The sequence below is a fragment of the Sphingobium sp. B1D7B genome (assembly GCF_025961965.1).
In the GTDB taxonomy this organism is placed as follows: domain Bacteria; phylum Pseudomonadota; class Alphaproteobacteria; order Sphingomonadales; family Sphingomonadaceae; genus Sphingobium.
In genome coordinates this window covers 452,204-465,000 of record NZ_JAOQOR010000001.1, presented here as the reverse complement: position 1 = coordinate 465,000, position 12,797 = coordinate 452,204, and the positions used below count along the sequence as shown (strand labels likewise).

At 65.5% G+C, this 12,797-nt stretch carries 11 protein-coding genes and 1 tRNA gene; 2 read left to right on the top strand and 10 right to left on the bottom strand.

What is annotated here, in order from left to right:
• Positions 1-285 precede the first annotated feature (285 nt).
• A tRNA-Gly gene (locus M2336_RS02120) sits at positions 286-360 on the bottom strand.
• A gap of 174 nt (positions 361-534) precedes the next feature.
• Here M2336_RS02120 and M2336_RS02115 point away from each other — a divergent pair.
• Entirely contained in the window at positions 535-1,446 is a 912-nt protein-coding gene (locus M2336_RS02115; protein WP_264573802.1) for a tetratricopeptide repeat protein, read from the top strand.
• 7 nt (positions 1,447-1,453) lie between these two features.
• A complete protein-coding gene (locus M2336_RS02110) occupies positions 1,454-2,068 on the top strand; it encodes an LON peptidase substrate-binding domain-containing protein (protein WP_413715951.1) in 615 nt (204 codons plus the stop codon).
• Between the two features lie 30 nt (positions 2,069-2,098).
• On the opposite strand, the gene M2336_RS02105 is transcribed toward M2336_RS02110, so the two are convergent.
• From M2336_RS02105 to M2336_RS02065, 9 genes are all read right to left on the bottom strand, one after another.
• On the bottom strand, positions 2,099-2,422 hold the full coding sequence (locus tag M2336_RS02105) for a PspC domain-containing protein (protein WP_264573800.1): 324 nt from the start codon (positions 2,420-2,422) through the stop codon (positions 2,099-2,101).
• Between the two features lie 209 nt (positions 2,423-2,631).
• Entirely contained in the window at positions 2,632-4,455 is a 1,824-nt protein-coding gene (locus tag M2336_RS02100) for a response regulator (RefSeq protein ID WP_264573799.1), read from the bottom strand.
• Complete coding sequence (locus M2336_RS02095) at positions 4,445-5,311, bottom strand: CheR family methyltransferase (protein WP_264571847.1); 867 nt, start codon at positions 5,309-5,311, stop codon at positions 4,445-4,447. The genes M2336_RS02100 and M2336_RS02095 overlap by 11 nt, the downstream gene beginning before the upstream one ends.
• On the bottom strand, positions 5,308-8,394 hold the full coding sequence (locus M2336_RS02090) for a response regulator (RefSeq protein ID WP_264592526.1): 3,087 nt from the start codon (positions 8,392-8,394) through the stop codon (positions 5,308-5,310). Before M2336_RS02090 ends, M2336_RS02095 begins: the two co-directional genes overlap by 4 nt.
• A gap of 219 nt (positions 8,395-8,613) precedes the next feature.
• On the bottom strand, positions 8,614-9,504 hold the full coding sequence (gene yghU / locus M2336_RS02085) for a glutathione-dependent disulfide-bond oxidoreductase (protein ID WP_264573797.1): 891 nt from the start codon (positions 9,502-9,504) through the stop codon (positions 8,614-8,616).
• A 141-nt stretch (positions 9,505-9,645) separates the two neighbouring features.
• The gene (locus tag M2336_RS02080) at positions 9,646-10,449 is read right to left on the bottom strand and encodes a DUF1134 domain-containing protein (protein ID WP_264573796.1); all 804 of its coding nucleotides are present in this window, start codon (positions 10,447-10,449) and stop codon (positions 9,646-9,648) included.
• Between the two features lie 141 nt (positions 10,450-10,590).
• Positions 10,591-11,337: a lysophospholipid acyltransferase family protein gene (locus tag M2336_RS02075; protein WP_264571851.1), complete on the bottom strand. Its 747-nt coding sequence runs from the start codon at positions 11,335-11,337 to the stop codon at positions 10,591-10,593.
• A 17-nt stretch (positions 11,338-11,354) separates the two neighbouring features.
• Entirely contained in the window at positions 11,355-11,885 is a 531-nt protein-coding gene (locus tag M2336_RS02070) for a YdcF family protein (protein WP_264573795.1), read from the bottom strand.
• A complete protein-coding gene (locus M2336_RS02065) occupies positions 11,882-12,796 on the bottom strand; it encodes a cell division protein FtsX (protein ID WP_264573794.1) in 915 nt (304 codons plus the stop codon). Before M2336_RS02065 ends, M2336_RS02070 begins: the two co-directional genes overlap by 4 nt.
• Position 12,797 lies beyond the last annotated feature (1 nt).

Genomic DNA, 12,797 nt, shown 5'->3' with positions numbered 1-12,797 from the left:
AGCGCCATGCGTCGCGAAATGGCTGGGACCGCATAGGTCTACGCCACGACCTCAAATGAGTTGGACGCGCGCAGGGTCGGCCGTGGTCATTTACCTGGGGCGGCCCCCTGCCACAGGGGGGGGCTCCCATGGTCGCCACGCTCTCCGTATGGACCGAGTGCCTTTTCAAATCTCGATGTCCGATCGCCCTAGACAGAGCGCTCCCGAGCGCTGAGCGACCAGATCGCCGCGCCGCAACGAAGAGCCGGCCCGAAGGCCGTTCAATCATGCAATTCTTGAAGAAACTGGAGCGGGCGAAGGGATTCGAACCCTCGACCCCAACCTTGGCAAGGTTGTGCTCTACCCCTGAGCTACGCCCGCTCTGGCGGACCGGGGCAGTGCCTTCCGGTCGGGTGAGGCGGGCAACTAGCATCGCCTTTGGAAGGCGGCAAGCCCCTTTTGCGCTTTCTCCAAAGATTCCCTGTCACCCTTGCAGAGCATCGGCGTTCCACCCCATATGGTCTGATCGAACGGACAGGCAGCAGGAGATATGACGTGGCCACCCTCGGGTTGAGCGAGCAGGACAAGCAGGCCGTTGAGGCGTTCCGTCGCGACGTTGTCGAGCCTTCGCAAACGAAGCTCGTCATGGTCGACTTCTGGGCGGAATGGTGCGGGCCCTGCAAGCAGCTCTCGCCCATCATCGAGAAGATCGCGGCCGAATATGCCGACCGGGGGGTGTTGCTCGTCAAGATCAATGTCGATGAGAACCGGTTCATCGCCAGCCAGTTTCGCGTGCAGTCTATCCCCACCGTCTACGCGGTGTTCCAGGGGCAACCGGTCGCGGATCTGACTCAGGCGCGCACCGAGAGCCAGTATCGCCAGATGCTTGACCAGATCCTCGCGCAATTGCCGGTCGAGAGCGAGGCGGGGCAGCGTGCGCAGGATATCGCGCCGTTGCTGGCCATGGCAGAAGACGTGCTTGCGGGCGGCGATGCGGAGCGGGCGATCGCGATCTTCGCCCAGATCAACGAGATGGCACCGGACAATGCCGAGGCTCTGGGCGGGCAGATCCGCGCCCTGGTGGCCGCCGGGCATCTCGATGAGGCGGACGGGCTCGTGGCCAGCCTGCCCGAGCCCCTGGCGCACGACAAGGCCATCGAGCGCGGACGCTCGGCCATCGCGCTGGCGCGGTCCGCCACGCCGGGCGTTGACGTGGCACCGCTGCAGGCCCGCATCCAGGCCAATCCGGACGATCATGACGCGCTGTTCGAGCTGTCGGCCGCTCATATGGCCAATGGCGACCGGGATGCCGCCGCCGAGGCGCTGCTGACCAGCATCGCGCGCGACCGCAGTTGGGAGGAGGGCAAGGCGCGGACGCAGTTGCTCCAGCTCTTCGAGGTGGTCGGGCTGGAAGATCCCTGGGTTGCCGGCCAGCGCCGTCGCCTTTCGCAAATTCTCTTCGCCTGAGGCTGTGATGCAGCGCAGGCTGGCCATCTTCCCGCTGGGCGGGGCGCTGCTGTTCCCCCGCATGCACCTGCCGCTGCACATCTTCGAGCCGCGCTATCGGGCGATGGTCTCGGAGGCGATGGCCAAGGACCAGCGCATCGGCATGATCCAGCCGAGCGGACCGGGCGAGCCCGCGCCGCTCTTCTCCATCGGCTGCATGGGGCGGATCACCGAGATCGAGGCGCTGGATGACGGGCGCTTCAACATCATCCTGGCCGGCGAGGCGCGCTTTCGCGTGCAGCGGGAGCTGGATGTCCCCACCGCCTTCCGTCAGGTGGAAGTCGAGATCATCGAAGGCGCCGAGGATGAACCCGGCGTGCTGGCGCCCAGCGAGCGGGCCGCGCTGGAGGATGAGGCCCGGGCATTCGCCGCGTCGCTTGGCTATGAGGTCGAATGGGATGCGGTCGAGACACTGGACGACGAGATGCTGGTGAATGCCATCGCGCAGATCGCACCCTTCGATCCGGCGGCCAAACAGGCCCTGCTCGAAGCCGATGCGCTGCGCGACCGCAACGAACTGATCATCCAGCTCATGCAGTTCGCGCGGCGGGGCGACGGGCAGGGCAGCCAGCGCCTGCACTGATCGTCAGGCAGGTGCGGGAGCCGAATAGGCTCAGGCGGCCAGCGGCAGGGGCTGTGGCGCTTGGGTGTCCTGATCGACGGTCTCTGCAGCCGGCTCGGTCTGCGCGGCGTCTGCGTCGACCACCACAACATCAGCGATTGGGCGCGATGGCGCAGGGAACAGCCAGCGGCTGACGGCCACGACAAGCCCGAGGCCAAGATAGATGGCCACTGTCGCAGCGAGATTGAAGAAGACCCCACAGGCAAGCGCCGCCCGGACCCAGGTCGGGTTGATGCCGAGATCCTCGCCAACGGCCTGGCAGATTCCCAGCAGCGTGTCGGGGCGTGCGAGCATCGAGGGGTGTGAGGCGGACATCGGTTGGCTCCTTGAAGGCGGGCCGATCCGTTCGACCCGCTGTCCTTTCCAAAGCATGTGTCGTGCCAATTTGTGGCTGGGCCGCTTTTACGCCATTTCGCTGAACGTCAGCGGAACGGACATGGCAGAAAGGTGCGAAAATTTTCCCGATGTGTAGGAGATTTCACTAACCTTGCTCACGTCCCGAGGACATTCCTTCGATGGCTTTGCTAGACCGCGATATCCATGGCGGGGCTGGGCGCGAGCAGGGATCGTGCGGCCCGGAGCAATTCCTCCGCGCTGAACGGCTTGGTCACGATCGGTTGGCGCGCGAGCAGGTCCGGCAATTGCGCCGCACCATAGCCGCTGACCATCAGGAACGGGATGGCGCGGGCCTGCAGCAGCGCTGCGATGTCCTCGACCGTCTCGCCCTGCAGGTTGCCATCCAGCAGCACGAGGTCGAACTGGCCGGTGCGGGCCTGCTCCAGCGCCTGGTCATGCGTGGTGACTGGCCCGATGACCTGCGCGCCGCTCTCGCCCAGCACGGTCAGGATATCCAGCGCGACCAGAGGCTCGTCCTCCACGACGAGCACAGACTTGCCGTCCAGCGAGCCTTCGGTGGTAACCTGGAGGACGGGCTGGGGCGCCGTCCGTGGGATCGCGGCGGGGGCGGACTTCCTCACGACGGCACAGGGCAGGGTCAGGGTCCAGCGCAGGCCTTCCGGCTCGTACGTGGCGGTGGAAGCCCCGCCTTCGCTGCGCAGGCTGCGCTCGATCAACATGCTGCCGAAACCGGTGCGCGATGGGGGCGAGACGGGCGGCCCGCCACGCTCTACCCATTCCAGATGCAGTTGCTCATCCTCCAGCGTCCAGTTAAGTGCGACCTGGCCTTCTGCGGTGGATAGCGCGCCATATTTGAGGGCGTTGGTCACCAGCTCGTGCAGGACCATGGAGAGATGCAGGGACGGCTCGGGTTCCAGGTCCACGTCCGGCCCGGTCGCGGAGAGGCGGTCGGGACCGACCACGCCCATATCGAACTGGCCGTGGATCAGCTCGCGCAAGCTGGCGGCCTTCCATGTCGCTTCGCTCAGTAGCGAATGCGCCTTGCTCAGCGCATGGATGCGGCCAATGAACGTCGGCGCGAAATCGGCGGGATCGGCCGAATGGCGCAATGTCTGCGAGGCGATGGCCTGCACGGAGGCCATGGTGTTCTTCACCCGGTGGTTGAGCTCGCCCACCAGAAGCCGCTGGGTCTTTTCGGCCCGGCGCCGCTCGGTCACGTCGAGAATCTGTACTTCCACCGAGAGCAGCCGCCCGCCTGCGCCATGGACCGCGGAACAATAGCATTCCGTGTCGATGTCCGTCCCCTGGCGGCTGTGCAGCACGAGGCTCAGCATGTCGCGCTGTTTCACGCCGGCGCGGAAGTCCGCGAACAGGCTATGCAGGGGGGCAGTGCCATCGGCATCGCTCCAGGCTGTCGTGGCGAGGTCGCCGCCCAGCATTTCCCGCTCGCTCCAGCCGAACATGCGCTCGGCGCCCTTCGACCAGCCGACGATCCGCTCGCTGTCATCGAACTCCACGATGGCGAGCGGGCTGTTGTCGCGGTGCGCCTGCAGCCGGCCCAGTGCACGGCTCAATTCATCGCCATGGCGCGCCAGTGCCTGCCGATGCCGGTGCAGCTCGACAAATACCTCCACCTTGCTGCGCAGAACGAGCGAATCGATCGGCTTGAGCAGATAGTCGACGGCGCCGGCTTCATAGCCGCGGAAGCGCCGCGTCTCGTCGGTGGCGACGGCAGTGAGGAAGATGATCGGGATCCGGCGGGTCCGCTCGGTGCCGCGCATCAGCTCGGCCAGTTCGAAGCCATCCATGCCCGGCATCTGCACATCGAGCAGGGCAAGGGCGAACTCGTTGACCAGTAACAGCTCCAGCGCCTCGGCGCCGGAACCGGCGCGGGCCGTCTCCACGCCGTCATGGGCCAGCAGCGCTTCGAGCGCTTCGAGATTTTCCACCACGTCATCGACGATGAGGATGCGGACCGGATCAGGCGACATGGCCGGGCTCCTGTGACGGGACGAGGTTGCGGCGATAGATTTTTTCCTGAGGCACGAAGTCATCAAAGCAGCCGGACGTCCGCGAGAAGCGCAGCGTCTCACGCGAACCTAGGCCGAGATACCCGCCGCGCACCAGCGAATTGGCGAAGAGATCGATCGCGCGGTCCTGCAGGTCGCGGTCGAAATAGATGAGCACATTGCGGCTGGAAATCAGATGCGCCTCGGCAAACACCTGATCCGTCGCGAGGCTGTGCTCGGCGAACACCGCGCGCGACCGCAGCGACTTGTCGAACACCACGCCGCCATAGGCTGCGGTATAATAATCGGAGAGGGATGTGTGTCCGCCGGACAGCCGGTGGTTCTCGGTGAACTTCGCGATGCGGCTCTGCTCGTAGACGCCGCTCTGCGCGTTGTTGAGCGCGCCGGGGCTGATGTCCGTGCAGTAGAAGATCGTGCGCTCCTCCAGCCCTTCTTCCCGAAACAGGATGGCCATGGAATAGAATTCCTCGCCATTGGCGCAGCCGGCGATCCAGACCTTGATCGAGGGGTAGGTCCGCAGGTGCGGGATCACCTGCTCGCGCAGGGCCCGAAAATAATCGGGGTCGCGGAACATCTCGCTCACCTGGATGGTCAGGTAGCGCATCAGCTCGCCAAAGGCGGCGGGGCTGCGCAGCACGATATGCTGCATCTGGGAGAAGCTCTCGCAGCCAAGATGCGGCTGGGCGCGCAGCAGGCGGCGGTGGAGCGAATTGCGCGAGTAGCCGCGGAAGTCATAATGATAATGCCGCCAGATCGCCTCGATCAGCAGATCGGCTTCCAGCACGTCCAGCGGGGCAAGCTCGGCTTCGGGGGTCATCGCGGCATCCACACGCGCACCAGTGACAATAGCTTGTCCACGTCGAGCGGCTTGGAGAGATAATCATTGGCGCCCGCTGCCAGACATTCCTGCTGGTCGCGGTCCATGGCCTTGGCGGTCAGGGCGATGATCGGCAGGTTGCGCCACTGGTTCTGCCCGCGGATGTGGCGGGTGGCGGTCAGGCCATCCATCTCCGGCATCATCACGTCCATCAGCACCAGATCGACCATCGGCGCCTCGCCCTTTGCGGACTGGTCCAGCGCGTCGAGCGCTTCCCGGCCGTTGCGGGCGATGCGAATGGTGGTGCCATGCGGCTCGAAAATGCTGGTCAGTGCATAGACATTGCGAATGTCATCCTCGACCACGAGGATGGTCTTGCCATCCAGCGCGACGTCCCGGTTGAGCGAGCGGACCACCATCTCCTTCTGCGCCTCGGGCAGCTCGGAGACGACTTGGTGCAGGAACAAGGTCACCTCATCGAGCAGCCGCTCGGGTGACTTGGCGCCCTTGACGATGATCGACTTGGAGTAACGGCGCAGGCGCAGCTCTTCCTCGGGGGAGATGTCGCGGCCGGTGTAGACGATCACCGGCGGGAAGCCGATGGTCTCATCCTCGCTCAGCCGTTCGAGGAGATCGAGGCCGGGCGTGTCGGGCAGGTTGAGGTCCAGCACCATGCAGTCGAAGCTGGTCGTGCCCAGCTGGTCGAGGCATTCCGCCGCACTATGTGCGGCCACCGTCTCGACATCGCGCGAGCCCAAGAGCAGGCCGATGCTCTCGGCCTGGCGGGCATCATCCTCCACCACCAGCACCCGGCGCACGCGCTGCGAAATGCGCGTCTCCAGCGCTTCGAGCATGTCGACCAGTTGCTCGCGCCGCACCGGCTTGAGCAGATAGCCCACGGCGCCATTGGCCAGCGCCGCCTGTGCATCCTCGCTCACCGAAACGATATGCACCGGGATGTGCCGCGTGCGCACGTCGCGCTTCAACCGGTCGAGCACGGAGAGGCCGGTGTGGTCGGGCAGGTTCATGTCGAGGATGATGGCGTGGGGCAGATATTGCCGGGCCAGCAAGACGCCTTCGTCCGCCGTTCCCGCGACGAGGCACTGGAAACCGAGTTCGTGCGAGAGGTCGGCGAGGATTTCCGCAAAACGCGCATCATCCTCCACGACGAGGATCAAGCGGGAATCGCCGGAAAGCACCTCGCGATCATCCGCCACCGGCGACTGGCGCGGCAAGGCTGGCATCGCCGGCCCACGCGCCGGTTCCGGCAGGGCAGGGCGGGATTGCGAGCGGCCCTGATCGAGCGCAGATGGCTCCAGCTCGAGCGGCAGCGTCAGCGTGAACACGCTGCCTTCGCCGGCAGCGCTCTCGACGCCGACCGAACCGCCGAGCAGCCCGGCCAGTTCGCGAGAAATCGACAGGCCAAGGCCGGTGCCGCCATATTTGCGGCTGACCGTCCCGTCCGCCTGTCGGAAGGCATCGAAGATGATGCCGAGCTTCTCGGCCGGAATGCCGATGCCCGTATCCCGCACGCTCAGCGCGACCCCGCCGCCCGGTGCGGCCGATGCCCGCAGCGTGATCTCACCGGCGGCCGTGAACTTGATCGCGTTGGAGAGGAAGTTCTTGAGCACTTGCTCGACGCGCTGGGCGTCGGTGCGGATGTCGGCTGGCAGGCCGGGGTCGATTTCCGTCCGCAGCGCCAGCCCCTTCGAGGTCGCGCCTGCGGAAAAGGTCGCGCTCAGGCGCTCGAACATGGTCGAGAGCTTGGCCGGGCGGATGTCCAGCTCCACCTTGCCCGCCTCGATCTTCGAGATGTCGAGAATGTCGTTGATCAGCGCCAACAGATCATTGCCGGAGGATTCGATCGTGCGGGCGTGCTTGACCTGATCGGCCGAGAGATTGCCTGCCCGGTTCTCCCCGAGCAGCCGCGCCATGATGAGCAGCGAATTGAGCGGCGTGCGCAGCTCGTGCGACATGTTGGCGAGGAATTCGGATTTGTAGCGGCTGGCCTTCTCAAGCTCGGCGGTCTGCTCCTCAAGCGAGGCCTGGGCCTGTTCCAGCTCGTCGCGCTGGGCCTCAAGCTCATGGGCCTGATTTTCCAGCGAGGCATTGCTCTCCTCCAGCTCGGCCTGCTGCGCTTCCAGCCGCGCCTGCGATTCCAGCAGCCGCTGGCTCTGCGCTTCCAGCTCCTCATTATTGGCTTGCAGTTCTTCGCCCTGCGCCTGCAGTTCCTCGGCCTGATGCTGGGTTTCTTCCAACAGCGCCTGAAGCTGCGACCGATAGGCTGCCGAGCGGATCGAGACGCCAAGCTGCGCGGCGATCCGCGTCATGAAGGCTTCGGCATCATGGGCAGCCTTGCCGGTCAATCCCAGTTCGATCACGGCGTTGACTTCGCCATCGGCGCGCGCGGGCGCGACCAGAATCTGCTGCGGGACCGCCCGGCCGAACGCCGAGCCGTAATAGAGATAATTTTCCGGCACCTCGGTCAGCAGAAAGCTGCGCTTGTCGCGTACGGCCTGACCGAGCAACCCATCGTCTGGCTTGATCTCTTGCGGAATGGGGGCGTCCTGCGGAACGCCATAGACGGCACGGCGCTGAAAGCTCGCTTGCTCGCGAACGAACAGGGCAGCCGCTTGCGCGCCGAGATATTCCGCCAGGTAGCGCAAGGCCCGCTGGGAGACCTCTTCGATCGAAAGGTCGCCAGCAACGGCATTTCCAAGCCCGACCTGCCCGGCCTGCAGCCAATCCTGCCGGGCGATTTCCAGCTTGCTGCGGATGAACATGACGCCAACAGCGGCCAGCAGCCAGTTCACGGAGGCGCCGATGACGCGGTTGACGATGGCGATGTTCGGATCGACCCCATCGCGCGCGAAGAAGAAGCCCATGATCGTCAGCAGCGTTGCCAGCGAGGCCGTGACGAGCGGCGCGAGGGGAGCGGACGCGAGGAATGCGAGAACGGTGGGGAGGAGGTAGATGACCCAGACAGCGGTGCCGAGGGGAAAGATCAGGTCTCCGGCGAACGGGATCGCCAGAAGGAAGGCGATGGCGGCATAGAGAAACACTTCGCGATTATTATGAAGCACTTAATGCCCGCCCTTTCAGATGCCAAAAGGGCAGATAGCTCAGACCCCCGAGGGGAACGCCAATCAGGCATTTTGGTTCCCGCACCGTTTAAATGCGTGAAGAAATTTCTCGGCGGGGCTGTTCGGCGCCTTGATAACCGGGGAATCCGGACAGGCAGGATGATGCGCATGGCCGGGCCTGGCTGACCCGGCCATGCGCGTTGTGCGTTTAAAGCCGCCTCATGCGGGCGCGCTTTCCGCCGCTGCGGCGATGGCGTCGTCGAGATCCTTGGCGCTGTGTCGCTCGGCGATGCCGCCGCCGGGGCGTCCTGCAGCATTGACGAGCAGGCCGCGGCTCACACCCTTGCGGGCATGGAGTTGCGTCACCCAGCGGTCGACATTGCGATACTCATGGACCGAGAGGAACTCCTGCGCATCATAGGCACTGCGCATCATCGATCCATACCAGGGCAGGATGGCGAAATCGGCGATGGTGATCTCGTCGCCGATGATGAATTCCTTGTCGGCCAATTGCTTGTCGAGCACGTCCAGTTGGCGCTTGGTTTCCATGGCGTAGCGGTCGATGGCATATTCGATCTTGATCGGCGCATAGGCATAGAAGTGCCCGAAGCCGCCGCCGACGAACGGCGCGGAGCCCATCTGCCACATCAGCCAGTTGAACGTCTCGGTGCGCTTGCGCACGTCGGTCGGCAGGAAGGCGCCGAACTTCTCGGCCAGATAGACCAGCATAGAACCGCTCTCGAACAGGCGCAGCGGCGGGTTCTGGCTGTAATCCATCATCGCCGGAATCTTGCTGTTCGGGTTGATCTTCACGAAATCGCTGCCGAACTGCTCGCCGGTGTAGATCTTGATCAGCCAGGCATCATATTCCGCGTCATAGCCCGCGGCCAGCAGCTCCTCGAGCATCACCGTGACCTTCTGGCCATTGGGTGTGCCCAGCGAATAGAGCTGGAGCGGATGTTCGCCGATGGGCAGGGTGATGTCCTGCCGCGCGCCCGCCGTCGGCGCATTGATGCTGGCGAACTGCCCGCCATTCTCCGTCTCGTTGCGCCACACCTTGGGCGGAACATATCCGGCGGGCAGATTGTTGGCGGGGTCGCTGTCGGCCATGGTCTTGTCTCCTGTGCGCGGTGTTATGCCGCCAATCTAGCGTCTGCGCGCGCACAGACCAGCGCTGCGTGGGATGAGTTTGTCTCTGCCCGCGCAAAGCGGCGCTTTACCCGATCGGTCGAGCGCCGCTCGCGCGAAGGCTCAGAAGGGCAGCCAGTTGCGCTTTTCGGTGAACTTCATGTAGCCGGCATTGACGCCGAGCCGATAGCCGACGCCAAGCCGGATGGGGATGAGCACGATATCGCCCCAGCGCATGTAGCTCGCGTTGAAACCGCCGACGAGATAGGCGGCGCCCTCGCCGGCCGGGAAGCGCTTATAGAGTTCCTGGCTGTCATAGAGATTGTAGACGAGCACAAAGGTCTTCGCGGCATTGCCGCCGAGGTCGAAGCCGATGGACGGGCCTGTCCAGTAGACGTCGCGCTGGCCCTCGATCTTGTGGAACAGCGTACCCGATCCGTAGCGCAGGCCGATGCCAATGGCACCCGAGGCCTCGCGCCCGGCGATGTAGGCGATCGGCTCGCCCTGATCCTTGAGGATGTTCTCGATGATGCCGGCGAGCCCTTCGGCGCCCTTGCCGAAAACGCCCTCGGCCGCGCCGATCAGATCGTCCTTCTTGTAGGTGTTCGCGGCGGCGTTCTCCGGCACGCCGGCGGCCTCGGTCGCTGTGGTCGCGGTCTGGGCCGTGGTGCTCGCCGGGGGCGCGGGCGGCGGGCTGGTTGCCGGATCGTTATAGACCGGATCGGCTGGCGGGTAGGACGGCGCAGGCTCGGATGGCAGCGGTGTCTGGTTCGCCGGTGCGCCGGGCGCGAGATCTGCGTCGATCTGCGTGTTGGGATCGACCGTGTTGATCTGGGCAGCGGCAGGCGCCGCCACCAGTGCCGCGCTTGCCACCAGCCCGATCGCCCAAGTGATGAGAGGCTGGATCGGTGCTCTCGTCCGGTTCATTCAAATGTCTCCCGCAATCGCAGATCGGCCAGCGGTCGTGCCGCAATATCGCTGGCACGATCAGACCCCCGCTCGAGCTTAGCTATCCGTTCGCCCGGATGAAACGACAATGAACGAACGGTGAGTCGAATCGATTTCGCGTCAAACCGAATCGATTTCCCGCTCGGCCGCTGGTCCATTGAGGCTGTTGATCGCCTCGAACACTTGGCGTTCCGCTTCTGCACGAGGCAGGCCGGGCGGAATGAGCGGCGCCAGCCGGTAGGTGATGACGCCGGAGCGCTTCAGGAAACTGTTGCGGGGCGATAGCCGGCCCGTATCCAGCGCCACCGGCAGCACGGGCACGCCGAGCATGGAATACAGTCCGGCAAAGCCAGCCTTGAGCGGGGCACGCTCGCCATGCGGCACGCGCGTCCCTTCCGGGTAGAGCAGCACGGGGCGGCCCTCGGCAAAGGCGGCGCGCGCTTCGGCACGGATGCCGCGCAGCGCGCTGGCACCGCCTGCCCGGTCGACGATCATCAGCCCATAAGCCCGCGCCACCGCGCCCCAGACCGGGATGTCCCCCAGCTCGCGCTTGGCGGCGATCACCGGGCGATGGAAGAGGATCACGGCATCCAGCGTCTCGAACATCGATTCATGCTTGGAGACAATGAACACCGGTTCGTCAGGGAACGCGCCCTCCACGACGATCTTCTGGCCCAGCACCCAGCGCGCCAGAAACCGATGAATGCGCGACCACACCGCCGCGAGCGGCACGACCTTGCGCGCGCCGAACGGCATCACGCTCAGGCAGGCGAGCAGCAGGAAGACGGTCATGCCGTAGAACAGCACCGAAAACAGCGCCGAGCGCAGCGCCGTGACCAGCGTGCCGAGCGGGGACAGGGGTGGCATGGGCTTTCCGTTCCCGCTCAAATGCCGAGCAGACCGGCAATCCGCCGCAGGGCGAACTTGTGATATTCGCGGAACAGCACGGTCAGGCTCGGGTGAGACCGCACCGCGTCCGGCACGATGCGGACCGAAGGATCGATCTGGCGCGAGAGTTCGTATTGCGCGCGGCGCATGTGCCAGTCAGTGGTGATGATCCGCACGGAGGTGTAACGGTTGCGGCGCAGCCATCGCGCGGTCTCGATGGCGTTGGAGCGCGTGTCGATCGCCTCGCGGCCCAAGGTGATGCAGCAGCTCATCAGTGTCGGCGAAACCCTGTAGAGCGCGGCAAATTCGCCGCGCCGCACGTCCCGGTCCACGCCCGAGACCAGCAGATGGCGGCTCTGGTCGCGGCGGAGGAGGGTCAGCCCGCGCTCGATGCGTCCTGCCGAACCGGTGAGCACGACGATGGCGTCGGTCTTTTCATCGTCCTGCGGCTGGGGCAGCAGCAGGGCGAACCAGGCAAAGCCGAACGCCCAGACCAGCAGGATGATCGAGAGAAACCGCCGGATCACAAGGAGCGCTCCAGCGCCCGCCGCAAGGTGAGGCGCGCCGACAGCGAGGCGACGCCCACACCCGCCACCGGCAGCAACGGGAAGATGATCCACGCGATGCCGGGCAGCGAGGCGCTGCTCATGAGATCGGACGCCACGGCCGCCATCGAGCGGCCGACAAGGATGATGACGAGCGTCGCCGCCGCATAGCCCACCACGCCGCCGAACAGCGCATCGAGCATCATCCGCCGCTGGAACAGGCGCACAACCTGCGCATCGGTGGCGCCCAGCATGTGCATGATGTCGATGGTGCCGCGATGGGTGGCGTGCGCGCCTCGCGCGGCCAGCACGACCACGGCGCCGGTCGCAAAGGCCATCAGCGCGACCACGGCGAAGGCGACGAGGCCGATGGACCAGACAAGCTGGGCGAGGGGCGAGAGATAATCGCCATGCGGCTCGACGCGGGCATGGAGATTGATCTCTTTCACTGCTTTGTCGAGCACAGCGAGCCGCTCGGTCCGGGCGCTCTCCGGGGTCAGCAGTTCGGCATCGATCAGCGCCGGCAGCGGCACATCGGCCAGCTTGAGGTCATTGCCGAGCCAGGGCGCGAGTTGCGCCGCCAGTTCACTCTCCGGCACGACATGCACCGTGCCGACATCCTCGGCCTGATCGAGCAGGCCCACGATGCGGCGCACCGCTTGCCCGCGCGCCTGCGGATCGGCCTCGGCCACCTGCACGGTCACGCGGCCGGAGACCTCATCCACCAGCGCCCGCGCGCCTTGATTGAGGGCGAGGCCGGCGGCGGTTGCCAGCACGGTCAGGAACATCATGATCGCGATCACCCACGGCATCGGACCGGTCAGCCGGCCCTGCGGCAGCAGCGGGCCAGGGCGATAAGGGCGGCTCATGCCTTCGAGCGGATTGCGCGCCATG